General features: G+C 68.8%; 25 protein-coding genes. 12 read left to right on the forward strand and 13 right to left on the reverse strand.

Annotated elements, in window-relative coordinates:
* Nucleotides 1-38: 38 nt before the first annotated feature.
* The 6 genes from HDA45_RS07055 to HDA45_RS07080 all read left to right on the forward strand — a co-directional run bounded on the left by HDA45_RS07055 (nucleotide 39) and on the right by HDA45_RS07080 (nucleotide 6,355).
* Complete coding sequence (locus HDA45_RS07055) at nucleotides 39-2,114, forward strand: catalase (protein ID WP_184893000.1); 2,076 nt, start codon at nucleotides 39-41, stop codon at nucleotides 2,112-2,114.
* A gap of 33 nt (nucleotides 2,115-2,147) precedes the next feature.
* Nucleotides 2,148-3,143: an acyl-CoA dehydrogenase family protein gene (locus tag HDA45_RS07060; protein WP_184893002.1), complete on the forward strand. Its 996-nt coding sequence runs from the start codon at nucleotides 2,148-2,150 to the stop codon at nucleotides 3,141-3,143.
* Nucleotides 3,140-4,420, forward strand: coding sequence for a PIG-L family deacetylase (locus HDA45_RS07065; protein WP_343072013.1), 1,281 nt, complete (start codon nucleotides 3,140-3,142; stop codon nucleotides 4,418-4,420). Before HDA45_RS07060 ends, HDA45_RS07065 begins: the two co-directional genes overlap by 4 nt.
* An 8-nt stretch (nucleotides 4,421-4,428) precedes the next feature.
* Entirely contained in the window at nucleotides 4,429-5,112 is a 684-nt protein-coding gene (locus HDA45_RS07070) for a glycosyltransferase family 2 protein (protein WP_343072014.1), read from the forward strand.
* Between the two features lie 95 nt (nucleotides 5,113-5,207).
* Nucleotides 5,208-5,546, forward strand: coding sequence for a peptidase inhibitor family I36 protein (locus HDA45_RS07075; RefSeq protein ID WP_184893006.1), 339 nt, complete (start codon nucleotides 5,208-5,210; stop codon nucleotides 5,544-5,546).
* 65 nt (nucleotides 5,547-5,611) lie between these two features.
* Nucleotides 5,612-6,355 (forward strand): SAVMC3_10250 family protein, encoded by a 744-nt coding sequence (locus HDA45_RS07080; protein WP_184893008.1) that lies wholly within the window; start codon nucleotides 5,612-5,614, stop codon nucleotides 6,353-6,355.
* Nucleotides 6,356-6,378: 23 nt separating this feature from the next.
* On the opposite strand, the gene HDA45_RS07085 is transcribed toward HDA45_RS07080, so the two are convergent.
* The gene (locus HDA45_RS07085) at nucleotides 6,379-6,771 is read right to left on the reverse strand and encodes a winged helix-turn-helix transcriptional regulator (protein ID WP_184893009.1); all 393 of its coding nucleotides are present in this window, start codon (nucleotides 6,769-6,771) and stop codon (nucleotides 6,379-6,381) included.
* Between the two features lie 92 nt (nucleotides 6,772-6,863).
* Here HDA45_RS07085 and HDA45_RS07090 point away from each other — a divergent pair, with 92 nt between their 5' ends.
* Nucleotides 6,864-7,727, forward strand: coding sequence for an enoyl-CoA hydratase/isomerase family protein (locus tag HDA45_RS07090; RefSeq protein ID WP_246480645.1), 864 nt, complete (start codon nucleotides 6,864-6,866; stop codon nucleotides 7,725-7,727).
* 39 nt (nucleotides 7,728-7,766) lie between these two features.
* Here the strand turns inward: HDA45_RS07090 and HDA45_RS07095 are convergent, their stop codons facing one another.
* From HDA45_RS07095 to HDA45_RS07135, 9 genes are all read right to left on the reverse strand, one after another.
* Complete coding sequence (locus tag HDA45_RS07095; protein WP_184893011.1) at nucleotides 7,767-8,750, reverse strand: oligopeptide/dipeptide ABC transporter ATP-binding protein; 984 nt, start codon at nucleotides 8,748-8,750, stop codon at nucleotides 7,767-7,769.
* Nucleotides 8,747-10,657 (reverse strand): dipeptide/oligopeptide/nickel ABC transporter permease/ATP-binding protein, encoded by a 1,911-nt coding sequence (locus HDA45_RS07100; protein ID WP_184893013.1) that lies wholly within the window; start codon nucleotides 10,655-10,657, stop codon nucleotides 8,747-8,749. The genes HDA45_RS07095 and HDA45_RS07100 overlap by 4 nt, the downstream gene beginning before the upstream one ends.
* A 1-nt stretch (nucleotide 10,658) precedes the next feature.
* Nucleotides 10,659-11,639: an ABC transporter permease gene (locus tag HDA45_RS07105; protein ID WP_184893015.1), complete on the reverse strand. Its 981-nt coding sequence runs from the start codon at nucleotides 11,637-11,639 to the stop codon at nucleotides 10,659-10,661.
* Nucleotides 11,639-13,237 carry an ABC transporter substrate-binding protein gene (locus HDA45_RS07110; protein ID WP_184893017.1) on the reverse strand — a complete coding sequence of 533 codons (1,599 nt, stop codon included), beginning with the start codon at nucleotides 13,235-13,237 and terminating at the stop codon, nucleotides 11,639-11,641. The genes HDA45_RS07105 and HDA45_RS07110 overlap by 1 nt, the downstream gene beginning before the upstream one ends.
* Before the next feature lie 10 nt (nucleotides 13,238-13,247).
* Nucleotides 13,248-14,150 carry a serine hydrolase gene (locus HDA45_RS07115; RefSeq protein WP_184893019.1) on the reverse strand — a complete coding sequence of 301 codons (903 nt, stop codon included), beginning with the start codon at nucleotides 14,148-14,150 and terminating at the stop codon, nucleotides 13,248-13,250.
* The gene (locus tag HDA45_RS07120; RefSeq protein WP_184893020.1) at nucleotides 14,147-15,535 is read right to left on the reverse strand and encodes a serine hydrolase; all 1,389 of its coding nucleotides are present in this window, start codon (nucleotides 15,533-15,535) and stop codon (nucleotides 14,147-14,149) included. The genes HDA45_RS07115 and HDA45_RS07120 overlap by 4 nt, the downstream gene beginning before the upstream one ends.
* Before the next feature lie 145 nt (nucleotides 15,536-15,680).
* A complete protein-coding gene (locus HDA45_RS07125) occupies nucleotides 15,681-17,312 on the reverse strand; it encodes a helix-turn-helix domain-containing protein (protein WP_184893022.1) in 1,632 nt (543 codons plus the stop codon).
* Between the two features lie 101 nt (nucleotides 17,313-17,413).
* Nucleotides 17,414-18,253: a GNAT family N-acetyltransferase gene (locus tag HDA45_RS07130; protein ID WP_184893025.1), complete on the reverse strand. Its 840-nt coding sequence runs from the start codon at nucleotides 18,251-18,253 to the stop codon at nucleotides 17,414-17,416.
* Nucleotides 18,254-18,267: 14 nt separating this feature from the next.
* Nucleotides 18,268-19,923, reverse strand: coding sequence for an amidohydrolase family protein (locus HDA45_RS07135; RefSeq protein ID WP_343072016.1), 1,656 nt, complete (start codon nucleotides 19,921-19,923; stop codon nucleotides 18,268-18,270).
* A gap of 33 nt (nucleotides 19,924-19,956) precedes the next feature.
* Between HDA45_RS07135 and HDA45_RS07140 the strand changes: the two genes are divergently transcribed.
* Entirely contained in the window at nucleotides 19,957-20,265 is a 309-nt protein-coding gene (locus HDA45_RS07140; protein WP_184893029.1) for an ANTAR domain-containing protein, read from the forward strand.
* 391 nt (nucleotides 20,266-20,656) lie between these two features.
* On the opposite strand, the gene HDA45_RS07145 is transcribed toward HDA45_RS07140, so the two are convergent.
* Nucleotides 20,657-21,184, reverse strand: coding sequence for a hypothetical protein (locus HDA45_RS07145; RefSeq protein ID WP_184893031.1), 528 nt, complete (start codon nucleotides 21,182-21,184; stop codon nucleotides 20,657-20,659).
* 454 nt (nucleotides 21,185-21,638) lie between these two features.
* The gene (locus HDA45_RS07150; RefSeq protein WP_184893033.1) at nucleotides 21,639-22,103 is read right to left on the reverse strand and encodes a ricin-type beta-trefoil lectin domain protein; all 465 of its coding nucleotides are present in this window, start codon (nucleotides 22,101-22,103) and stop codon (nucleotides 21,639-21,641) included.
* 300 nt (nucleotides 22,104-22,403) lie between these two features.
* Here HDA45_RS07150 and HDA45_RS07155 point away from each other — a divergent pair, with 300 nt between their 5' ends.
* From HDA45_RS07155 to HDA45_RS43205, 3 genes are all read left to right on the forward strand, one after another.
* A complete protein-coding gene (locus tag HDA45_RS07155) occupies nucleotides 22,404-22,649 on the forward strand; it encodes a hypothetical protein (protein ID WP_184893035.1) in 246 nt (81 codons plus the stop codon).
* A gap of 72 nt (nucleotides 22,650-22,721) precedes the next feature.
* Nucleotides 22,722-22,934, forward strand: a complete 213-nt coding sequence (locus HDA45_RS07160) for a hypothetical protein (RefSeq protein WP_184893037.1) — start codon at nucleotides 22,722-22,724, stop codon at nucleotides 22,932-22,934.
* Between the two features lie 90 nt (nucleotides 22,935-23,024).
* Entirely contained in the window at nucleotides 23,025-23,447 is a 423-nt protein-coding gene (locus tag HDA45_RS43205) for a lasso peptide biosynthesis B2 protein (RefSeq protein WP_221471037.1), read from the forward strand.
* A 53-nt stretch (nucleotides 23,448-23,500) separates the two neighbouring features.
* Here the strand turns inward: HDA45_RS43205 and HDA45_RS07170 are convergent, their stop codons facing one another.
* The gene (locus tag HDA45_RS07170; protein ID WP_184893039.1) at nucleotides 23,501-23,797 is read right to left on the reverse strand and encodes a hypothetical protein; all 297 of its coding nucleotides are present in this window, start codon (nucleotides 23,795-23,797) and stop codon (nucleotides 23,501-23,503) included.
* Nucleotides 23,798-24,548: 751 nt separating this feature from the next.
* Between HDA45_RS07170 and HDA45_RS42765 the strand changes: the two genes are divergently transcribed.
* Nucleotides 24,549-24,758 carry a DUF397 domain-containing protein gene (locus HDA45_RS42765; protein WP_184893041.1) on the forward strand — a complete coding sequence of 70 codons (210 nt, stop codon included), beginning with the start codon at nucleotides 24,549-24,551 and terminating at the stop codon, nucleotides 24,756-24,758.
* Nucleotides 24,759-24,823 lie beyond the last annotated feature (65 nt).

Below are 24,823 nucleotides of genomic sequence, written 5' to 3' on the forward strand. Positions count from 1 at the left end.
TATTCGCGGCTCACCACCACGCCCCCTCGAGGAGAAGAATGCCCCCGAAACGTCAGCGCGAGCAAACAGAACCCGCGAATTCCGAATCGGATGCGGTTCTCGACCGGTCCGCTCAGGCCCAGCGCGGGAACCACCTGACCACCGCTCAGGGAGTCCGGCTGCCGGACACCGATCACTCGTTGAAAGCCGGTTCACGGGGGCCGTCCTTGATGGAGGACTTCCACCTCCGCGAGAAGATCACCCATTTCGACCATGAGCGCATCCCGGAACGTGTGGTCCACGCACGAGGCGCCGCGGCCCACGGGACTTTCCGTGCCTACGGGACCGCCTCGTCGGTGACCAAGGCCGGTTTCCTGGAGAAAGACCGGGAAACCCCCGTTTTCGTACGGTTCTCCACGGTACTCGGCTCACGCGGGTCGGCGGACACCGTCCGAGACGTGCGCGGGTTCGCGGTGAAGTTCTACACCGCCGAGGGAAACTTCGACCTGGTCGGCAACAACATGCCGGTGTTCTTCATCCAGGACGGCATCAAGTTCCCCGACGTGATCCACGCGGGCAAACCCCATCCGGACCGGGAGATCCCGCAGGCGCAGACCGCGCACGACACCTTCTGGGATTTCGTTTCCCTGCACACCGAAGCCACGCATCACGTCATGTGGGCCATGTCCGATCGCGGGATCCCGCGGTCCTATCGGACGATGGAGGGCTTCGGGGTGCACACCTTCCGGCTGGTGAACGCCGAGGGTGAGACCAGCCTGGTGAAGTTCCACTGGAAACCGGTCGCCGGGGTGCACTCGCTGGTCTGGGAGGAAGCGCAGATCGCCGCGGGCGCCGACCCCGACTTCCATCGACGGGACATGGCCGACGGCATCGACGCCGGGGCGCCCTTGGAATTCGAACTCGGCCTGCAGATCATGCCGGACAGCGAGGACGAGACCTTCGAGGGCATCGACCTGCTCGACCCCACCAAGCTCGTCCCGGAGGAACTCGCCGAGGTCCAGCTGGTCGGCAAGCTCACCCTCGACCGGAATCCGACCAACTACTTCGCCGAGACCGAACAGGTCGCCTTCCACACCGCGAACCTGGTGCCGGGCATCGAGGTGACCGACGACCCGCTGATGCAAGCGAGGCTGTTCTCCTATTTGGACACTCAGCTCACCCGCCTCGGGGGACCCAACTTCACCCAGCTCCCGATCAACTGCCCGCACGCGGCCGTCAACGACAACCTGCGTGACGGGATGCACCAAACTCTCGTTCACCACGGGCAGGCGCCGTATCTGCCCAACAGCGTCGACGACGCTTTACCCACCCCCGCGACGGAATCCGAAGGAGCCTACGTCCACCGGCCGATCGAAGTCACGGGCCCGAAGATCAGGGCCAACCCGGTGTCGTTCGACGATCACTTCTCGCAGGCCACACTCTTCTGGAAGAGCCTTTCCGGGATCGAGAAGGTCCACGTGATCGAAGCGTTCACGTTCGAGCTCGGCAAGTGTTTCGCGCAGACGATCCAGGAACGGGTCCTCGGCTCGCTCGCCCGCGTCGACGCCGAACTGTGCGCGGCGGTCGCGGGCGGATTGGGTCTCCCCGCTCCCGAAGGCACGGCCGACGCGGACGTCACGCCGTCGCCCGCGCTGTCGCAGATCCCCGCGAAACCGGGCCCGATCGCGGGCCGCGTCATCGGCGTCGTGGCCACTTCCGGCGCCGATCTCGGAGGTATCGGCAAGCTCCGACGGACCGTCGAAGCCAAGGGCGCGATCCTGCGGGTGCTGGCACCCGCGGGCGGAACGCTGAAGCGGGGACGAGGGCGACAGCCCGTGGCGCGGACTTTCCTCACCGCTCGATCCATCGAGTTCGACGCGGTGGTGGTCGCGGACGGCACGGCGGGTCTGCACGACATCAAGCTGACCGTGTTGCTGCAGGAACTGTTCCGCCACTGCAAGGTGATCGGCGCGTGGGGCGACGGAGCGCGAGTGCTGACCGACGCGGGTATCGACGTCGAAGCACCGGGTCTGGTGCTCGCCGACGAAATCGCCAAACCGTTCTCGACCGAGCTGATCGACGCGATCGGATGGCACCGGGTCTGGGAGCGCGCCGAACAGGTCATGAACGACTGAGAAATCCGACCTACCCGTGGATGGCCTCCCTTGATGAAAACCTTGCTCGAGCCCTCGGCTCCGGAAAACCTTCCGGAGCCGAGGACCATCGAGACCATCACCGCCATGGTGCGGCTGCTGATGGCGAACGGAGTACTCGACCTGCCCCGTCCCGGCGATGGCGACACGTGGGGCCGCTGGACCACACTCGCCGGGCTCGGACGTCGTGATCTCGTCCTCGGCCGGATCGCGGAAGGCCATACCGACGCCCTCGCGATCCTGGCCGAGGCCGGGCGCGAACCCGTACCGGGCGCGCTGTACGGCGTTTGGGCCGCCCGCTCGGGCGGTACCGGCGCGGTCGTGACGAACGGATCCCTCGGCGGCACCGTCCGTTTCTGTTCCGGTGCCCAGGTCCTCGATCGTGCCCTGGTCGTGGCGGACTACGAAGACGGTCCGCCGATCCTGCTGGAAGTCGGCCTGGACGAGCCGGGAATCCAGGCACTGCCGGAGACGTGGCAGGCGATCGGCATGGACGCCTCCGACAGCGGTGACGTCCACTTCGACCAGGTGCCGGTGACCGCGGCCCAGATCGTCGGCGGGCCGGGCTGGTACGTGTCCCGGCCGGGGTTCGCTCTGGGCGGGGCGGGTGTCGCGGCCGTGTGGCTCGGCGGCTGCGCGGCCGTCGTGGACTCGGTGATGGCCTACCTGCGGGCTCGCGGCGCGGCGGACGACCACCAGCTCGCCCACCTCGGCGCGCTCCACACCGCGATTCACCAAGCCGACGCGCTGCTGGTGCGGACGGCGGGCCTGATCGACGGCGACGGAGAAGAGAATTCGGTGTCGCTGAACGGACTCTGCCGGGCCGCGGTCGAACGAGCGGCCAGAGAGGTGCTCGACAAGGCGCCCGAGATCACCGGGCCGACCGCACTCTGCCGCGACCTGCGGTTCTCGCGGCAGTTGGCCGACTTGATGGTCTACGTGCGACAGCATCACGGCGCCCGCGATCTCGCGGCCTTGGGCGCCGAGGTGATGAAGGACGGGCGGCTGTGACCGTGGGTCCGATTCGCGGCGAGGAGGGCTGGCGGGACCTGCCACCGTTCCCGCCGTTTCCGGCCGAAGACGTCCGCAAGGTCTGTGTGGTCGCCGCGCATCCGGATGACGAGACCTTGGGTGTTTCGGGCCTCCTCCAGCGGTTGCACGCCCGTGGAGCGGAGATCCGGCTGGTCGTCGCCACCGACGGGGAGGCCGCGTTCCCCGGCTCGTCGGGCGCCCTGCGCCGGGCTCTCGGCGCACGCCGCCGCGAGGAGCTGCGGGAGGCGTTGCGGTGCCAGGGTATGGACGACGTCGAACCGGTGTGGGCGGGTCTGCCCGATTCGGGGCTGGCCGATCACGAAGCCGAACTGTCCGAAGTGGTGCGTGAGGCCGCGGCGGGCAGCGAACTCTGTTTGGCACCCTGGCCGGACGACCCCCATCCGGATCACCAGGTGGCGGGCAGGGCCGCGTTCGCCGCCGCGCCGCTGGGCGCGCACCGGTGGTCCTACCCGATCTGGCTCTGGCACGGTGTATCGCCGGACGATCCCGCGATCCCCTGGGCGCGGGCGACGGAATTCCGGCTCGACGACACGGCCGCGACGGTCAAGGCCGAGGCGATCCAGGCCTACCGGTCACAGTCGGAGCCCGGGCCCTCGGGCGAGGAACCGATCCTCACGGCGGAGACGCTGGAGTATTTCGCGCGGGACAGGGAGATCTTGTTCCATGAGCCGCGCACGGCGTCGACCCCGGTGAGCCGGTTCGAGACGCTGTACCGCGAACCCGACCCGTGGACGATGGACAGCTGGTACGAGCGTCGCAAAAGGACGGTCGCGCTGGCCGCCCTGCCGCGCGAGCGGTACGGCGTCGCCGTCGAACCGGCGTGCGGAACGGGAGCCCTGACGGTGGAGCTGGCCACACGATGCGAAAAGGTCCTCGCGTTCGACCCGGTACCGGCTGCCCTGTCGGCCGCCCGGGAACGCGCCTCCCATCTGTCCACGGTGGACTTGTCCACGGGTGAGCTGCCGGGCGACCTGACCGGCCCGGCGGATCTGGTGGTGTTGAGCGAAATCCTCTACTACCTGAGCGAAGCGGACCTGACGGCGACACTCGATCGCACCGTGGCGGCGCTGCGCCCGGGCGGGCAGGTGCTGGCCGTGCACTGGCGCCCGCAGGCCCCGGACGCGCCGCATCACGGAGCCGAAGTCCACGAACGGCTGCGCACGCATCCGGGTCTGCGCGGCCTGGTCGCGCACAACGAAGACGACTTCCTGGTCGACGTCCTGGCCCGCCGTTGATCACTTCCGTGGGCGTGCTGATTCCGGCACGCGACGAGGCCACCGAGCTCCCCGCCTGCCTGAGTGCGCTGCGCGGCGCCCTCCGGGAGCTGTCGCCGGAACTGGAGCGGCGGGTGTGCGTGGTGGCCGACCGCTGCCACGACCTGACCGCGGAACTGGCCCGCGGCTCGGGGGCGGACGTCCTCGTCAACACCCGCGATCTGACGATCGGCGAGATCCGCGCGCTCGGTGCCCGGCACCTGTCACGCGGATTGAATCATCACACCTCCTCCCGCACTCTCCTGCTGAGCACGGACGCGGACACCGTCGTCGGCCGCGACTGGGCGGTCCGGCACGTGCGCAGAGCGGACGCGGGCTGGGACGCCGTGGCGGGCACCGCGAACCTGGACACCGAACTGGCGGCCATGGTCCGGCCACGGTACGAGGCCCTGCTCAGGGACGCCCGGAACCCGGCGGGCCACGGGAACGTCTACGGAGCGAATCTCTCGATCCGAGCGAGTTCGTACGACGCCGTGGGCGGCTTCCTCCCGATCCGGACCGCCGAGGACCACGACCTCTGGCGCCGCCTCGCCCGCGCGGGCTTCCGCCTGGCCTACGCCGACGAAGCGAGAGTGACGACGAGCGCACGGCTGAACGGCCGCGCCCCGGACGGGCTTTCCGCGCGCCTTCGGGCGCTGGCCGGGACGGCCTGAAGGTCACCATTGGGCAACTACGCCGTCTCACCGGGCGATGCCGCCGCTACGCTCCTGCCGCATCGGGCAAAGCGTCCGTTCAGGGAGGGAAACCGATGAGTCGCAAATTTCGCCTGACGACCCTGCTGGCCGCCGGCGTCGCCCTCGCGGCAACGATGGTCGCGCCCGCCACCGCGATGGCCGCGCCGAGTTGCACCTCGGACCTGTGCCTGTGGTCGGGGATCAACTACACCGGCACGAAGAGCACGGCCGGGTATTTCGACAAGAACACCCACTGCTACCCGGACAAGCACTACAACTCCGCGATCAGCCGCACCGGCTACAGCATCCGGATGTACAACGGCTCCTCGTGCAACGGCCCCTCGTTCGTACTCGGGCCGGGCAAGCAGGTCGCCAAGACCCAGTTCGTGGTGCACAGCTTCCGCCGCGCCTGACCGGAACGCACCGGCCGTAGCGTTTTCATCGAGGGCCGATCCGTCGTTTCGGGCATCATGGGGTCGTGCGTGAGCTGATCTATGTTTCCGAGGCCAAACTCCAGCAACTGTTGCCTTATCTGTCCGGCTGGGCAGGCAAGGTTTTTCGGGACATGGACGCCGAGGTGAAGACGCCGCTGGGTGGCGTGAAGATCGGCAAGTCAGCCAAGCCGCCCAAGCCCAGCCTCGCAGCGGCTATCTCGACCTTGGAGTCCTCGTCACGGGCACCGAAGTGGTTCGCGGATCCCGCGGTGCGCCCAGGACAATGGGTGCACTTCGAAGCTCCCTTGAGCTATGGCGTGACGAGAGACGGGGCTTCGGTGTTCTTCATAGACCCGAACGAGTCGAGCGACGATTACCCCACCGGCGGCAGTTTGCGGCTGTTGTTGCACGGCACGGCGAACCATCTGCTCGGCTCCCCGGACAAGCATCTGTATGAGGTCAAGTCCAACTCCCGTTGGAGTGTCGACACTCTGTTCGGCCTTGTGCACGAGCAGCGGGAGACCGGGCATCAACTCGACGACAGGGCCGCTTTCGACACCGGAGGGCCGACCGAAAATCACCGTTCGAACCGCGACGAGCTGCGAGCGGTGACGTCGCTCGCCAACTCTCTGGCCACCGACTACACGGCGGCGTGGATGGCAGGGTACGCACGCATCACCGCCGTCTTCCCCGGCCGGCGGCCCGACGATGATCGAACCGCCACGGTACTGGCCGCCACACCGTTGTACGTGGAGTACATCGATCCCCCTGCCGACAGCGGCTTTTGAGGGAGACGTAGCAGTTACCGCTTCTAGGATTGTTCAGAGCGGAGACGCTGGTCGTAGCCTTGCTGGCACTTTTGGATTTCGTCGGTGTGGGCGACCGTCCAGTCGTACAGCCGGCCGAACGGCTCCCGAAGGGATTCGCCGAGCGGGGTGAGGGAGTACTCCACCCCGACCGGTGAAGTCGGCAGCACCCGCCGCTCGATCATCCCGTTGCGTTCCAGGCGGCGCAGGGTCTGGGTCAGGACCCGCTGGGTCACGCCGCCGAGGCGGCGTTTGATGTCGTTGAACCGGCGAGGCGTTTCGAGGACGTCCATCGCCATCATCGACCATTTGTCGGCGATCTGGTCGAGAATCGGGCGGCTGGGGCAGTCGGCCCGGTAGACGGTGCCGGTGTCCGCGTCGGTGCCAGGAGTGGCCATGCCGGTATCCTCCGCGATCCTTGAGATGCCGAAAGTGCGTTCTTGACGATGGTCGATCCCCGCCGGAACCTAGGTATACATCAGGAACCTAGATGCCTGCCAGGTACGGATCGGAGATCTGCATGCACCACGACGCCTACGCGACCCTGCGAGTGAGCCGCGAGGCCGGCATCGTCCGCGTCACCCTCGACAACCCACCCGTCAACGTCCTCGACGTCGCTCTCATGACAGACCTCCGGCGGCTGCTGACCACGCTGCGAGACGACGACTCGGCCCGGGTGATCGTGTTCGACAGCGCCGACCCGGAGTTCTTCATCGCCCATGTCGACATGTCCCTGGTCGACGCGCCGGACGCCTTCGACGAACTCGCGGCCGAGGCGCCCGCGGGCGTCAACGTCTTCCAAGCACTGGGGGAACTGGTACGGCACCAGCCGCAGGTGACGATCGTCAAGCTCACCGGCCTGGCGCGCGGCGGAGGTGCGGAATTCGTCACGGCCGCGGACATGGCGTTCGCGGCGATCGGCACCGCCGGACTCGGCCAGATCGAGGCCCTCATGGGCATAGTGCCCGGCGGCGGGGGCACCCAGTACCTCGCCGGCCGGATCGGCCGCAATCGCACTTTGGAGGTGGTGCTCGGCGCCGACCTGTACGACGCGCAGACCGCCGAACGCTACGGCTGGGTCAACCGGGCACTCCCCGCCGACGAGCTCGACGACGTCGTCGACCGCCTGGCCCGCAACATCGCCGCACTGCCCGATGGCGTGGTCGCCGCGGCGAAACGCGCCGTCGCCCCCGCCGATCTGATCGAGGGCTACCGGCGAGAACACGACGCCTGGGCGGACCAGTTCGCCCGGCCCGCGGCCGAACGGTTGATCCGAGCCGGTCTGGCCCACGGCGCCCAGACCCGCGACGGCGAACGCGATCTGGAGGGCTTGCTCCGCAAGCTGGCCGTCTGACCGGCGCGCGGGTGGCGGCGAGCCCGCTCGACCCCGGCATCAAGACGACGTCAGGGTTCGCGGACTCGTGGTCTCGGGTTCGCTGAAGTGGCACGAGGCGGTGTGTCGCCAGCGGGGCGTGGTGGCGGATGCCGGATCCGCCGTGAGGCAGCTCTCCCGGTCCGCGCGCACGAGCGGGCCGACCGGGCAGCGCGGGTGGTACCGGCATCCGGCCGGTGGGTGGTGCGGATCCGGCGGTTCCGCGTCCGCGATCGGGCCGGGAGCTCTGTCGAACAACGGCTTGTACGCCGACGGGGCGGCGTCGAGCAGGTCACGGGTGTACGGGTGCCGCGGATCGGCGAGCACCTGCTCGGCGGGGCCGGTCTCGACGATCCGGCCGAGGTACATGACCGCGACGAAGTCGCTGAGGTAGCGGATCACGGCGAGGTCGTGCGAGATGAACAGCATCGACAGATCGAGCCGCCGCTGTACCGACCGGACGAGATTGAGCACCGTGCCCTGCACCGAAACGTCGAGCGCGGAGGTGATCTCGTCGGCGATCAGCGCCTCCGGCCGTCCGGCCAGCGCGCGGGCGAGCGCCACGCGCTGCCGCTGCCCGCCGGACAGCTGCCCCGGCAGATGCGCGGCCCGCTCCGGGTCGAGGTTGACCAGCTCCAGCAGCCGGGCGACCTCGGCCTTGCGCTGTGCCCGGCCTCGCAGCGCGCCGCGCGGGATGGCTTCCGCGATCGACTCGCCGATCGACATCCTCGGGTTCAGCGACGAGTACGGGTCTTGGAACACCATCTGCAGCGGACGCCGCCGCGGCGGCGTCCGCAGGTCCACGCCGCCGAGCAGGACCCGCCCGGCGCTCACCGGCGACAGTCCGACGGCGGCCCGGGCCAGCGTCGACTTGCCGGAACCGGACTCGCCGACCAGACCGACGACCTTGCCCGCGGGCACGGTCAAGGACACTCCGTCGACAGCGGTGAGCCCGTGGCGACCGCCGTACCGGACGCTGACCGCTTCGAAGGCCAGTTCGCTCACTTCGTACCTCCTGCCAGGGAGACGGCGCCCGCTGACACCGGCGGTGCCTCCTCCGGATGCCAGCACGCCACCCGGTGCCCGGGCGCGACCTCGGTCAGTTCGGGATCCTCGGCGCGGCACCGGTCCGTCGCCAGCGGGCACCGGGCGGCGAACGCACAGCCGACCGGCATCCGGTCCGGTTCCGGCGGACGGCCGGGGATCACCGAGAGCGGCTCGTCCCGGTCGGTCTCCAGGTCGAGTGTCGTGGCCAGCAACGCCCGCGTGTACGGATGCCGTGGCGTGTTCTCCGTACGCGCGATGGGCAGGTCTTCGACGATCCGTCCGGCGTACATCACCAGGATCCGTTCGCAGGTCTGGGAAACCACCGCGATGTCGTGGCTGATCAGGATGATCGCGGTCTCCCGTTCGGCCCTGGTCCTGGCCAGCAGCCGCAGCAGCTGCCGTTGCACGGTGACGTCCAGCGCCGTGGTCGGTTCGTCGGCGATGATCAGCTTCGGGTCGCCCATCAGGCCCATGCCGATCATCGCGCGCTGGCGCATGCCGCCGGAGAACTCGTGCGGGTACTGCCGCGCCCGGGCCTCGGCCGCCGGGATACGCACCGCGCGCAGCCGGTCGACCGCGCGGGAAAATGCCTTGCCGCGCGAAAGTCCTTGGTGCTGCTCGGAAACCTCGGCGAGCTGGCGGCCGATACGGCGGACCGGGTTGAACGAGGTCATCGGGTCCTGGAACACCATCGCCAGCGACGTACCCAGCAGCGTGCGCAGTTCACGCTCCGGCGTGGTGAGCACCGGGGTGCCCGTGAAGTCCAGCCGGTCGGCGGTCACCGAGCCGGGTGCCTCGATCAGCCGCGACACCGCCAGTCCGGTCAGGGTCTTGCCGGAACCGGATTCGCCGACGACCCCGATCGCTTCCCCCGGACGCACGGTGAAGCTCACTCCCCGCACCGGTACCGTCCAGCCGGACTTCCGGGGGAACGCGACCTCCAGATTTTCCACTACCAGCAGGGTGTCTTCGGCCGTGCCGGGTTTCGCTTCCGGCTTCCGGACCGGCCTCGGCAGCGGTCGAGGCGGCCGGGTCCGGAGGCCGATCACCCCGGCGGCCGTCTCGCCGAACAGGGTGAACGCGAGCCCCGCGATGATCACCGCGGCACCGGGTGCGAGCGCCGCCGCCGGGTTGAGGTAGATGCCGTTGAGCCCTTCGCGCAGCAGCAGTCCCCAGTCGTAATCCGGGGTCTGCACCCCGATCCCGAGGAACGACAGCCCCGAGAAGGCCAGCAGCGCGCTGCCCGCCCCGATCGTGGCGTTGACCACGAGCGGTTCGCCGATGTTGGGCAGGATGTGCCGGACCAGCAACCGGATCCGGCTCAGCCCGGACACCCGCGCGGCCAGGACGAAGTCCCGTCCGGCCACCGAGGCCGCCAACGTGTGCGTCAGCCGGGCGAACTGCGGAGCCAGCGCGAACCCGATCGCCAGCGTCGCGCCGCTCGTGCCGACGCCGAAGATCACCGCGAAGGACAGCACCAGCAGCAGGCTGGGGAACGCGACCGCGATGTCCACCGCGGAGATCACCGCGCGGGCGAGCGGCCGCGGCAGCACCGTGGGCAGCATGCCGAGCACGAGCCCGGTGACCGTGCCGATCGCCGCGGCGATCAACGCCAGCAGCACGGAGAGCCGCGTCGCGACCAGCACGCGAGACAAGATGTCGCGCCCGAGTTCGTCCGTGCCCGCCAGATGCCCGGCCGACGCGGACTGGCCGATCGCGTCGGTGTCGATCGCCGAAGCCGCGTCCCGCCACAAGACGGGGCCGAGCACCGCGACCGTGAGCACCAGCAGCACCAGGGCGGCCGAGGACGCACCCAAGGGCGTGCGCAGCGCGGCCGAGGACCGCGCTCCCCTTCGTTTCGCCATCTCAGTTCTCCCGGATCGTCGAACGCGGATCGAGGACGGCGAGCAGCAGGTCCACGACGAGGTTCACGAGCAGCACGCCGATCCCGTAGACGAGCACGATCCCCTGCACGAGCGGGTAGTCCTTCTGCAGGATCGACTGCGCGATGGTGGAGCCGAGCCCCGGCCAGGCGAACACGTTCTCCACCAGCACGGTGCCCGCGACCATGCTGATGAGCAGCAGCCCGCCCAGCGTCAGCGTCGCGGTCAGCGCGTTGGGCAGCGCGTGCCGGAGGTAGACCAACCGGGCAGGCAGCCGCTTCGCCCGTGCTGTGCGGACGAAATCGTTGCCCAGCACCGAAAGCGTCTCCACCCGCACGATCCGCGACAGGGTCGAGGCGGGACCGAGCGCCAGCGCGACCACCGGGAGCACCAGCGAGCCCTCGCCGTCCTGCCCGGCGACCGGGAACCAGCCGAGCCGCACCGCGAAGAACGCCACCAGCGCGACCGCGACCAGGAACTCCGGGATCGCGGCGAACAGCGCGGTGGTGGAGGTGAACCCCAGCTCGGCCCCGCGCCGCCGCCCGCCACGCGTCAGCACCGCGAAGGTCAGGCCGAGCGGGACGGCGAGTGCCATGCACACCACGAACGCGGGCAGCGCCAGCTGCAAGGTCGCGGGCAGCCGGTCGGCGATGACCTGACCCACCGGCTGCCCGCTGAGCATCGAGGTGCCGAAATCGCCGCGGAACAGGCCCCCCAGGTAGTCGGAGTACTGCCGCAGGAGCGAATGGTCCAGCCCGAGCGCCGCCCGGCGGGCGTTCACCAGCTCGGCGGGCGCGGTCATGCCGAGCGCCGCGCGCACCGGGTCGCCGGGGATCAGCTGGATCATCAGGAACGCCGCCGTCACCAGCACCCACAGCGAAAGGACCAAGCGACCGAGGCGGCGGGCGAAGAAGGCGGGCCAAGGGCCTGCCTTCGGTCCCGCGACGGCGACCACGCCGGTCATCAGGCATACATCCGGATCGACGACGGTTGGAGGAAGGTGTTCGAGATCTCGAACCGCGTTTTGTTCCCGAAGGTCGGGAGTACCGAGTTCGCGAACTGTGCGACGTCCTGGTCCTCGAACAGAGCCGTCTCCGCGGCCAGCCAGTCCGGGCAGCCCGCGGCCCCGGCCTGGGTGGCCGCTTTGGCGACCAGCGCGTCGTACCGCGGGTTGTCGATGTGCGCGAAGTTCGTGCCTTCCGGGGGACGGCTGCCGGACACGAACGGGGTCAGCTGGCTCGGCAGATTCAGGCTGACCGGGGTCATCGAGAGGTCCCAGTCGCCGGTGGCGAACAGCGTCTGGCTGGTCGCCGGGCTGTCCAGGCCCTTGAGGGTGACGTCGACACCGGCCTCCTTCCAGCCCCGCTGCATCAGCTCGGCGGCCGGCGCCATGGTCGATCCGATCTGCGTGCCGTAGATGGCGGTCAGCGCGAGGCGTTTGCCCTCCTTCGTCCGGATGCCGTCCGGGCCCGGTTTCCAGCCTGCCGCCTCGAGTGCGGCCTTGGCCGCGGCGAGGTCGAAGCCGGGGATGTGCCCGGTGGCGGAATCTCCGGTGCACGCCGGGGGCTCCATGGTGATCAAGCCCCGGACCGGGGCGTCGGCGTCCCGGGTCAGCACCTTGGCGACCTGGGCGAGGTCGAGTGCCTGCACCAGTGCGCGGCGCATCGCCTGGTCCGCGCCGAACCGGCCGGGTGCCTGGTTGAACCACAACTCGCCGAACGCCACGGTCGTGTCGGCGTGGAACAGCCCGCGCGCCCGCAGCCGCTGCTGGTCCGGTCCGATCACCTGCGCGGCGTTGAGTTCGCCGGACAGCAGCAGGTTCGCGATGGTCGTCATGTTCGGGATGACCCGGATGATCACCTTGTCCGGCAAGCCTTTCTGCCGGGGATCGAAGGTTCCCGGGCCCCAGGCGTAATCCTTGCGCCGGGACAGCGTGTAGTGGTCGTTCGGGACGATCTCGGACACGGTGAACATGCCGGTGCCGTTCTCGCCCTTGGCCAGCGTCGCACGATCGGCGAGGCCCTTCGCGCAGACGATCGGCACGTTGCCGACGTTGCGCAGCAGGAACGCGTCCGGTGCCCCGCTGGTGACCTTCACGGTGCCCGCGGCATCGTCGGCGACGGCCTTCGTGCCGACCTTCACCGTGTTGCCCGCGATCGGCGACTTGTTCGCCGGGTCGCCGATGAAGTCGATGTTCGCCGCGACGTCCTTCGCGGTGAGCGGGCTTCCGTCGGGACAGGTGATGTCCTTGCGCAGGGTGAAGGACGCGGTGGTCGTGGTGGCCTCCCACTGTGCCGCGAGCCCGGCCTGGGGCTGCCCTTTGTCGTCCATGCCGAGCAGGCCGTCATAGAGGTAGCGGCCGATCTCGCCCGCGATCGAGAGCACGGTGAGTCCCGGGTCGAGCGTCCCCGGGTCCGAAGCGACGGCATAGGTGAAGGTCTTGCCGTCGGCCAGGTCCCGGTTCGCGTTCGGGTCCGTGCCGGAGTTCGCCGGTGGCCCGCACGCGCTCACGGTCAAGGCGACCACGACTGCCGTCACGGCGGTGTGCCGAGCAGTTTTCATCGGAGTTCTCCTACGGTGTCGCGTTCTCGGCGAAGAGGTGGTCGAGCGCCAGCCGGGCGGCGGCGCCGATGGACGCGTCGACAGCGGGAAGACGGTCGTCGAAGGAATGGGCGCGGGTGAACACCGCGACCGCGAACCGGCGGCCCTCGGGCAGGGTCAGCACTCCCGCTTCGTTGCGGATGCCGGGCAGCGTCCCGGTTTTCGCGGCGATCCGCACACCGGACGGGAATCCGGCGGACAACCGGTGCGGCCAGATCTGCTGGGCCATGATCGCCCGGACGCGTTCGCAGGCTTCGGGTTCGCCCGCCCGGTCGGTCCAGATCGCGTCGAGCAGTTCGGTCGTCTCGCGCGGAGTCGACGAGGTTTCCCTTTCCGGGTCGCACATCGACAGATTCCGCAGTTGTTCGTCGGTGGCTTCGGCGAGCAGCGCGTCGATCTCGGCGAGGTCGGTCCCGCCGAGTTCGGCCAGCCCGATCAAGGACGAGTCCTCGCACGAGCCGATCAGCCGGGTGCGGGTCAGCCCGAGGTCGGCGACCACCCGGCAGATCGTCTCTTGGCCGATCCGGTTCCAGATCAGGTCGGTCGCGGCGTTGTCGCTCATCGTGAGCATGAACCGGGCGAGGTCGCGCCAGGTCATCTCGACGTCGTCGGCGCAGCCCGCGGTGCCGATGCCGCCGATCCGGTACCGCGCGGTCACCTTCGTGTATTCGGTCTCGTCGAGCCTTCCCGCCACCACTTCACGGGCATAGGCGAGCGCGATCGGGATCTTGAACACCGAGGCCAGGACCACCTGATCATCGCCGCCGACCGACACCTCGGCACCGTCGGGCACGCCGATTTCCTTTGCGTGCAGCGAACCTTCGGCACCGGCGGCGGCGAACACGGCCTCGATCCGTTCGCGGATGTCGCTCACCGCGAAACCCGCCGGTCCGCGCGTCCGGTGTGGAGGAACCGGGCACGACCGGTGCCGTCGTCGCCGACGAACTCGTGGGGCATATAGGCGCCCGGGAGCTCCGGGATGAGGGCGACGAAGGTTTCGCCGTGCCACGGCAGCAGCTCGACCGTGCCCGAGGGCTCGTCGAGTTCGGCGAACTCCCCCTTCGGGACGCGCCGCAGCCAGAGCCTGCCGCCCTCGGCGGTGACGACGGTGGAGACGACCCTCGACGAGTACTCACCGACGTACCGGGAGAGATCGGCCGGAGCCGCCGCGGGATCCGGCTCGGGCAGCGGCGGAACCGTCACCCCGGCGAGTTCGGACATCAGCTTGGTGGCGACCTCGTGGTAAACCCTCAGCGGAGCCCCTCCGTTGGTCAGCAACGCGAACGCGACGTCGCGCTCCGGCGCGACCCGCAGGAAGGCCGACTGGCCGATCGTGCCGCCGTCGTGACCGATCACCGTGCCGCCCTGCCAGCCGAAGTCCGCCCAGCCGAGGCCCCAGTGCGCGCCCATGATGCCGAGATCCGGCACGGAGACCTGCCTCTCGCGCATCGCGCGCACCGACTCCGGCGACAGCACCTGGACGCCGTCGTCTGCCTTGCCCTCGTTCAGGTGCATGCGGGCGAAGGTCAGCAGATCGCGCGGACGCATGACCAGCACCGAACCGGCGGGGGCGTTGGAACGGGCGAGCGACCAGACCTTCGTGGGCACCGGCTCGCCACCCGGTTCCGGCTGGAGGTGGCCGACCGCGGCGCGATAGCGGATGGCGTCCTCGGCCCCGCAGCCGGCGTGGGTCAGGCCGAGCGGGCCGATCAGCCGTTCGCGCACACAGTCTTCCCAGTACTTTCCCCGCAGCACCTCGACGATGCGGCCGAGCACGCAGTAGCCGGCGTTGCTGTAGGAGAACCGCTCGCCCGGCGGGAACAGCTGCGGTACGTCCGACAGCACCGGGATGAGCTTCGCGACCGCGTCCTCGCCGGTGCCGGTGTCGGCGAAGACGTCGCCTTCGAACCCGCCGGTGTGGCACGCCAGCTGCCGGACGGTGATCGTGGCCGCGGCCCGCTCGTCGGCGACCCGGAACTCGGGCAGGTAGTCGCGCACCGGACGGTCGAGGTCGACCAGGCCCTCGTCGACCAGCTGCATGATCAGCGTGATCGTCCAGACCTTGGTGATCGACCCGATCTGGAACACCGAGTCCGTTGTGGACTCCACGCCGGTGTCCGTGTTCACGACACCCGCCGCGCGCTCGACGACCTCGCCGTCCGCGAACACCGCGATCGCGGCACCGGGAACCTGGTGCCGTTCCAGCAAAACGGCGAAGTTCTCCCGGAGCCAGGCATCGATTTCGGAAATTTTCGACATGTGCACCTCTTGTCCGGTGTGGATGGTCCGGCGTTGCGGGAATGCTAGGTCGCGGCGGGACGTCCGTTGTTCGTCCAGCCCGAGGAGACCGGAGGAGAAAGTTCCTCCGCGCGGACGAAGCCGGACGACCGGCCGCGCCGGGGTGTCAGACCGCTTCGGGCCGCATGCCGTGGAGCAGCAAATGCAGCTGCACCATCGCCGCGAACCGGTCCCTGGGGTCGTCGAGATCGATTCCGCCCACCTCCGCCAGCCGGCGCAACCGGTAGCGGAAGGTGCTCGGATGGACATAGGCCGCCGCCGACGCGGCGTTGGTGTCCCCGAACGAATCGAGCCAGCACCGCAGCGTGTGCACCAGGTGGGATTGGTGCTCCCGGTCGTAGGCCAGCAGCCTCGCGATCGGTCCGGTGGCGACGTCGCCGCGGGCCGCGGAGAGGTCCGCCAGTTCGAGCATCAGGGCGTCGACGTGCGCGTCCTCGGCCGTGATCACCCGCTTGGTACCGCCGTTGGCGAGCAGCACCCGCAGCGCCCGGTCCGCGCCGCCGCGAGAGTCGTGCAGGCCCGACCCCTCCAAAGCCAGCGGTCCGACGCCGATCGCGGCGGAGACCCGGTGCCCGATTCGCTCGAGGAACGTGGCGGCGACACGCACGGAGCGTTCCTGGTGATCGCCTTGGTTCCTGGGCATCGGCACGATCCCGTAGGCGATCCGGCCGATGAGCGCGACCGCCGATCGTGGCTGGACCGCGCTCAGATGCATGGCGAACGCGTCGGCGACGCGCTGGCGTTCGGTGGCGAGCCAAGGATCGTCGTCAGCCGGGTCGAGCAAACCCATCGCGAGCACGACGGCGGGTTGGCCGAGCAGGCCGAGGCGCGCGACGGCTTCCTGGGCCCGGCCCCCGCCTTCGAGTGCGGTGCTCACCAAATCGGCTCGCAGCCTGCGTTCGACATCGGCTCCGGCGCGCAGCCGGAGCAGGTGCAACGCCACGATCTTCGAGGCTTCCACCAGCGCCATCGCGCGTTCCTCGCTCAGCGCGTGATCGACAACGGCCCAGATCGAGCCGAGTACCTCATCGCCCGCCCGGACGGCGACGGCCGCCCGGGGACGGTTTTCGCCATCGTCGTCCGGATAGAAATAAACCGGTCCTGGTTCTTGATAGAGGCGGTCGAAGAAGCCGTTCTTCTCCAGGCCCCGGGTGTAGCGTTCGGGCACCTGGCGGCCGAGAATCGTTTCGATCCGCGGCGGGTCGGTTTCGTCCTGGCGGCCCGAGAACGCGAGCACCCGCGAGTCACGGTCCTCGACGGTGATCGGCGCGTCGAGCAGCGCGGCGATCGCGTTGGCGAGCGCGAACAGGTCGCCGGTCGGGATTCCGCCGAGTGCCTGCGGGGAGACGTCGCCGACGTCGCCCTCGGCCAGCAACGTGCGGAGCATCGCGGCCAGCTGCATCCACGACGCCCTGCTCGCCAGCCCGATCAACGCGACCCCCGAGGACTCGGCCGCCCGCGCCAGCTCGGCCGGAGCGGACACCGGTGACCGCACGACCAGCGCGGCCGCTCCGCGTTCGCCGAGCGCGTGCAGCAGCTTCACGATCTCACCGGATTCGCGCACTCCGACCCCGAGCACCACGGCCCCGTCAAGGAACTCGGCGTCGTCGGTCGGGTCGTGGATCACCACGCCGCCGAGGTGGCGCGGGGTGTCCAGGCCGACCGCGAGCGGCTCGAGGAGCACGTCCCCGAGTGCTTCGATGACGCGGCTCAGACTCGTGTGCGGTTTGCTCGGCACGGTTTCTGCACTCCCGAAGGTAGCCGGCCTCGCTCGATCCGGTCGGTTCGATCTGACGAAATATAACTTCACGGATCCGACGCCCGGCTACGAACCGAGTTTCACCGATCCTCCAGGGAAAGCACGTACCAGCCGGCCCGGTCGAAGCCGGCCACCCGGCCCCCGGCGGCCAGCAGCCCGCCCAGGACTTCGCGCACCGCGTCCTGCCACGCGGCCGCCCGGCCGGGGTCGGTGCGGCGCACGGTTTCGATATCGGGCGGAACAGCGACGAGCACGACAGGGGTATCGGCAGCGCCGGTCACCGGGCCGCCTTTCGCGTCCGTCGAAAGCGCCACCGCGGCCCCGTCGCCGATCATCGCCTTCGCATCGGTCCGGACCGCCGGGCTGGTCAGCTCCCACGAAACCAGGAGCCGGTCGGTGGCACCGGAACCGTTGATGCCGTCGTCCAGCGGCCCGTAGAAATCCGGCAGGTACCGCACCGGGACCGCACCGAGTTTGCCGAGGTTGAAATAGGCGTTGCGGCACACCAGCGGATCAAAGGTCCACTCGATCACCGAGACGTTCCTCGCCAGGGTCCAAGCCCGCTGATGCACTTTCAGCGCGTAGCCGATTCCCCGGCCGGCACCGGCCCGCGCCACACCGGCGATATGGCTGTGCAGACTCTTCCTTCCGGGGTCCCCGAAGAATCCGACACAGGCGCCGACGAGTTCATCGCCGTCATACGCGCCCGCCGCGTAGTTCCCCGCCGCGGACAACGCGCGCAGCAGCTCCGTGCTCACCGGCCGGGCGGCCGGCGCGGTCTGCCAGATCGTCTCGAACATCACCGCCACCGCGGACATCTGCGCGATCTCGGTGATCTCCCGGATCTCGACCCCCGATGCCGCGGCCGCGACACGCGCGGCCGCAACCGCTTCCCGGCAGAGGTCCGGGCCTTTCCGCACAAGATTTCCTCGTGTCACCGCGGTTCACCCCGCAGCGGCCTGCCGGGGAACGCGTCGGTGAGCAGCTGCCCGTCGCGGACCACCGGCGTGCCCGAGACGAAGAGGTGCCGGACGCCGATCGAAGGCCTGGTCGGGTCGAAATACGTGGCGGTGTCGGTGATGGTGGCCGGGTCGAGGACGACGATGTCCGCGTCCGCGCCGACGTCCAGCCTGCCTTTCGCCCGCGCGGCGGGCGCGACCTCGTCCAGCACCCGCGCGGGCAGGTAGGAGCAGCGGCGGAACGCTTCCGGCCAGGTCCAGGCGCCGGTCTCGCGCACCATCAGCCGAAGCGATTTCGAGAACGTCCCCGCCGTACGCGGATGTGTCATCCCGCCCGGTGGAAGCGGCCATCGAGTGCTCTCGGTCGCGCCGTCGGCCCAATACGTCGGCATCGCGTCGCTCGCCACGATCGCATCGGGAAAGGCGAGCGATCTGTGCAGCAGCGCCCGTTCTCCCGGATCCCGCTCGTCGAGCGACTCGAGAATGCACGGCGCTCCCGGCGTCTCGGCCCGGACCTGCAGCAACCGTCTCTCGTCGGCGATCCGCTCGCCGCTCTCCAGCAGCACCACCCGCGTCGGGTCGAGCCCGGTCACCCGCAGCCGCTCCGGGTCGAGGAAGAACGCGCCGACCGCGGTGCAGCCCGCCCCGTAGGGATAGGTCTCCACCGTCACCCGCGACCCGGCGGATCGGCTCGCTTCCAGCGCGGCGAGCACCCGTTCGACATGTCGTCCCGACGTGCTGCTGACGTGGCAGTGATGCATGGCCGCCCCGGTTTCGGCGGCGGCGATCGCGATCTCCTCCGATCCGTCGACCGGCGTGTCCGGGTCGACCTCGACCAGCTCGCGGACGTGCGTGTACGTAGGTGCCCCGGCCCGCTTGGCGAGCCTCGCCAAGGCCAAGAACTCGGCCGGGTCACTGGCAGGCGCGTACCCGAGCAGCACGCCGACGCCGAGCGCGCCCGCCGCCAGCTCGTCCTCCAGCAGGGACAGCCAGGCAGCCAGCTCGGGCTTCGACGAAGACCGTTGCCAGGCCGGATCGCTCAGTGTGGACAGCGCGGTGGCGAAGTTCGCGTCCGGCTCGACCCCTGCCAGCACCTTCGCCCGCGCGGACCCCCAGGAAGCGGAAAAACCGTAGTGCAGCGGACGCCCCGCCGCACCCGCTTCCGCGTAAGCCCGGCCGACCGGCATCATCCCGGCCTCCAGGTCGAGTGCCGTGGTGACCCCGTCCATCGCCTGCAGCCGGTGACCCGCGATCGAGTGCACATGGCTGTGCAGATCGATGAACCCCGGCCCGACGAGGTACCCGGCGACGTCGATCTCGACCTGGTCATCGGCAGGCGGCAGCCCCGAACCGACGGCGAGCACCCTGCCGTCGCCGACCAGCACGTCGGCGGTGCCGTCGAACCCGGTGGCCGGATCGACGACGCGACCGCCGCGCAAGAGCGTGCGCATACCCTGCCTCCTAGCCTCGCTGGTGACGACCCTAGGAGGATTCGCAGGCGGCCCGTTCGTCCCGCCGAAGGAAATCCAGCGGGAGGTTTTCTCCGGAAGCACCAACCCGGGAACCGATCTGCTCGTCCGCGCTGGACGGCGACGTCCCATCCACCAGTGCCCCGCGCTGCGGGCGATCATGAAGGCAAGTCGCCCGTGCGCAAGAATCCTCAGGTGAGTACGTCCCACGAACCGGCTGACCTGCAGGCCGTGATCAACCACCTCAACACGGCGCTGGCCTCGCAACCGGTGATCGAGCAAGCCAAAGGCATGATCATGCTGCTGCGGAACTGGAGCGCGGACCGGGCGTTCGCCGCGCTACGCCAGGTCTCCCAGCACACCAACGCCAAGCTGCACGATGTCGCGGCCGTGGTCGTGGCAGCAGGCACCAGCGCCGAGCCCTCCGACATCGACGACGAAACAACCCGGCTGGTACTGGCCGAGACCCGGCTGAGCATCCTCGGAGCCGGATTCGGCGGATAACCACGCAATCGCCGACAGCGGTCGCATTCCCGAATGCCGACGGCTCTCTCAGGAATTCCAGGATCGCATTTCGTCTTCGGTCAGGCGGCGTACGGTCGCGGGCACGCCGTTGTCGGCACTGATCGCCCATCGCCACGACAAGGGGGTGACCTGCGTCGACAGCAAGTGCCGCCGATCCTTCACCCACAACCACCCGTGTTGACGCCGTGCCAGGTAAAGCGGGGGCCTTGAATCCGAACCCACTTCGATCAGGACATGAGCTGATTCGGCGGGCTCGCGATCACCGGTGCACCACACCTCGGCACTGCAGTCACAAACGATTCCGTTGACCATACGGCGTCCCCTCCCCGGGAGCTCGAGTCGTCGGCACCAAGCCGTGGCGGGGGCGTCGTCACCGGGAACCGACGACTCGTGGCTGGTCGTGCGATACCTCGATATGCGCTTTCTGCCGATCAAGCTGTTCGGCGCCATTCGCGCCGTCGACACGTTCCTTGGCGGCGAACCCGTCCCCGTTCGCCACGACCGTGCCCGTCAAGTCGAGCAACTGGCCGGGTTTGACGTCCACAGGCGAATCACCGGAGGGCAGTAGCTTCACCCACACCCGGTCAGCGGCGTTCTCACCTGCCCAGAAGCCTTCGGGGCCCGGCACCGACTGGACCATCACGGCGCTACCGGAAACGGACTTGCCGACGAACGACGTGAGATCACCTTGGGCAAGAGGGAACACATCGCGACCATCCGCGGTGAGCCGGCCAGGCTGCCCGGAAGCGGGAGGAACGGAGTTCGCCGGGGCGCTCTGAGAACCAGCCGGGGGTACGGCGCCGTTGGTGTTCTGGTCACGGTTCGCTGTTCGGTCGCCCCCGCATTGAGTCAGAGTGAGGATGAGAGCCGCGACGATCACCAAGGCCAGCAGTGCCAACCAGATCCAACCGCGGCTTTTCTTCGATCGAGCACCGGGCGCCTCGGTCGCTCCGGCTTGGAATTTCCCGGGAACCCGGGTTTCCCTCGGCCGTCCACGCGAGCCGGTGCCGGGCGCTGAGTGTTGTTCTCCTGGTCGTGTCATGACAGCCTGCTCTCTCGGGGAACGGACGTGAACCGGAATACCCGGCGGACCGCCGTGACCCTCGGATTTCGGTCCCTCGTACCCGAGGGAGCGAACACACTTTTCGCGAAGCCCTGGAAACAAGCCCTGCCACCATCACGAGCGGGTGAAAGCGGCCCGCCGGGCGGGTTCCAGCGACCGCCACAGCACGGGAGCGGCTCGAGGGCTTGGCGAGCAGACCTGCCACGGCGACGGCGCGCGCGACGTCTCCGGTTCTTCGGAGTGCGCGCGACCGTCGCCGCGGGCTAAGGACGCCGATGATCCAAGCGGGTCAGATGTTGAGATACCAGCGCTGGTTGACACGGTCCCAGTCGCAGGTATGCAGGCTCAACTGGTCGTCGTGGCCCTCATAAGTGGCGCATAGGCCGGTTTCTTCGTTCTTGAGCTGCTTCTTGTTGTGGTCGCCGCGGATCCGCCACCGCTGTCCCGGGTCGTCGCCGTTGCAGTCCGCGCCGATGACGCGGCCATGATGGGCGGTGGCGCACAGGTCCGTTCCGGTGTTCTGGATGGTGCGATTGCCCCAGAAAATCCAGTGCTGGTTGTCGCTGCCGTGGAAGTCCCCGGTGATGGTGGGCTCGCCGTCCCACAACGTTTGCTGCCACACCCGCTCCGTGCCGTTCGCGGACTCGATCACGTAGTCGGCTGGGTCGGCCTCGGCGGCGGTGGCGGCCGGCACGATCAGCGCCGCGGCGGCGGTGGCGGTGAACAGGGCGGTCAACGCGGTACGCATCAGCATGACGTTCTCCTTGTTTTGGTTTCGGCACATCCAGTAGAGCCCGGCCGGCCATGTACGCGTACACGGTGCACACCATCGAGATGGCGGACCACCCACCCTCCGGGCGAACGCCGGCAGTCAACACTCCCTGTAACCCGCCCTGGCGGTCCACGCACTCTCGCAAACAGAGTGAGGCCAGGGAATTCCACGACGTCTGATCAAACAGGGACACGCGAGATCGACGGGACTTCCCGCCTCACGCTGCATTTGGTGTTCTTGTTCATGCGACCGGCATCATGCCGGCCCATTGAAGGGAAAACCATGACCAAGCAGGTAATTCGCGTCCTCGTGGCAGGCGCCGTGCTCGTCGGAGCATGGGCCACCGCCCCCGCCGCGTCGGCCAATGTCGATGACTGCGTAGACCATGCAATCACCTCAGGCGCTGACGAACACTTGGCGACCTACGCCTGCCATGAAGACACCCTTACCGGCTGCTACCGGATATTCAGCGCCAACTACGGGCGTCAACAATGGGCATTGGACGCCTGCAGAAAGCGAATACTCTGACTTGATGTGGATCTCGGGCGAATATCCGCATCGCGCGCCTACAGGACGACCACGAAGTCGAGCTCGCAGCCCATGCGCGTGGTCACCGACGCGATGCGCGAGGCGGCCACCGACGCACATCCCCTCGCGGCGAGCCGGGGCCGGCACGCCGCGCTGCAACGCATCCACAGCGCCGCGCACTACTACCGGCTGATGGGCCAGGAACTCGGTGCACCGCAGACCGAACTGCCCTATCTGAACGACCGGGTGATCGAGGCGTGCTGCGTTCCCGGGGTTTGGCGGTGACGCGATGAGCAGGCCGGTGGCCGTCACCCCCCTGCCGCCACCGGCTTGGTGGCGCCGGGCTCCAGCACTGCTGGCGGTGGCCGATGGGTGGTGGCTGGCGCGGAAATCGCCTTCGCGCATCGAAGCGGTGCTGTCGCGGCTGCGACGCGGCGCCCGCCCCCCACGTACGAACAGGCCCGCGCCGCCCGCAATGACGTGGTGGCGACCAGCGATCAGTGCAACGGAGAAGGCTGTCTGCAGCGCTCCCTGGCCACGGTCATGCTTTGCCGTCTGCGAGGCCGGTGGCCGACGTGGTGCACCGGGGTACGCACCCACCCCTTCAGCGCGCACGCCTGGGTCCAGGCCGGAGACCGCCCCGTCGACGAACCGCACCCAGACCAGTACTACAGGCCACTGCTCACCGTCACACCAATCCTGAAGGCTTCCGCGGGCAGACGGGATCACCTTGGACTTCAGCGACCGAGATTCGCCCCTTGCAGGAAGCTCGCCGCAGCGCTTCGCACACGACCGTGAGAGACGTCCAATTTCCTCTCACGGCGCGCGCGACCGCTGCTGAAGGACCGCGACTACCTCCTGCCGCGCTTGCCCGGTGGCGTGGTGCGGCCGCCCCGGGCCATGCGGTCACGAAGTTTGCGGCGCTCGACCAGGCTGAGCGCGATGAGCGCCAACTGGCCACCGATCCCCAGCGTGGCGGCTATCGCCGCGGTGCCGGTCAGCACGACGGCGATCAACAACGCCAGACGAAGGGTGGGTGGCCAGGACTGCAGGAGGCGTTCGAGCCGCCCGAACCATGTCGCGTCGACAAGCTCATGCCGTCCGCTTCGGTCTCTGCGGTGTTTCGGTTCCGGTTCCGGAAGCGTCACCGACGGTGAGTCCGGCCTTGCTTCCGTTGCCGGGTCACCTGTTTGCTCGCCCGTCGGCCGCAGTCCAGCCGGCGACCCATGGATGACGAGGGTGATGCGGGGCACCTTGCGGGGTGACTCGCGCGGCGCTTCGTCTGGATTAGTCGGCGACGCACCATCTATAGTGGGCACGCTGCAACTCCTCTTCTGTAGGGGCGAGTTCAGCAGAGTCGGCTCCCTGTTGCGAGCAGGGAGCCGCACCTATTCGAGCTCCTTTTCACGAAGCTTTCCCAGGTGCGGTTAGTACAGGATTCCGACTCGTTAGCCAGTCTGCCGGGAACTGGTTGCTCCGATCGACCGACGAAGCCGCATGCGCTGAACGGTGGCCGCGTAACGCCGAACGGTCATGGTCGATAGGCGCGGCAAATACACTGAGGCAAAACGCGATTATCCGCGAGACCGAACTACCTGAATGCCGACGGGTTCACTCTTTAAGGCGCGTTGTTACGCTCACTCGCGACACGCGGTGGTTTCGGAGACGCGATGCTGCTCTGTTCAGATGGCAGCACCTACCACTCTCGGCCGAGTCGGCGATTAGTCGCCTGCTACCAATCGCAGCCGCTGGCTGCGTTCCGGCGTACGTCACCACGAAACCCACGAGCTCCCTACCTGCGGGTATACCGCTAGGCGTGATCTACTGGATGAGCGCGCAGGAATAGTCGGGGAATATGACTAATCGCAACGCTCAGGCTCGGGGGAGGCTGATTCGGACATGACTGACATCAATCAGGGGCACGTGGACGACAACGACGGACGGGCACGGTGGGTGCGCTCCAGCTATTCAACACCCCACAATAACTGCGTGGAGCTGCTAATCCTCCACACCGGAGTCCTGGTGCGGGATTCGAAGGACGCCCGCGGTGAAACCCTGGCGTTCGACCGTGAGGCCTGGACAGCCTTCCTGTCTCGCATCATGCGCTAAGCTCTCATCACAGACAGTTGCACGCGCCCCGGTCACGCATTTCACACGACCCGATCGACGGACGA

The sequence above is a fragment of the Amycolatopsis umgeniensis genome (assembly GCF_014205155.1).
Classification (GTDB): domain Bacteria; phylum Actinomycetota; class Actinomycetes; order Mycobacteriales; family Pseudonocardiaceae; genus Amycolatopsis; species Amycolatopsis umgeniensis.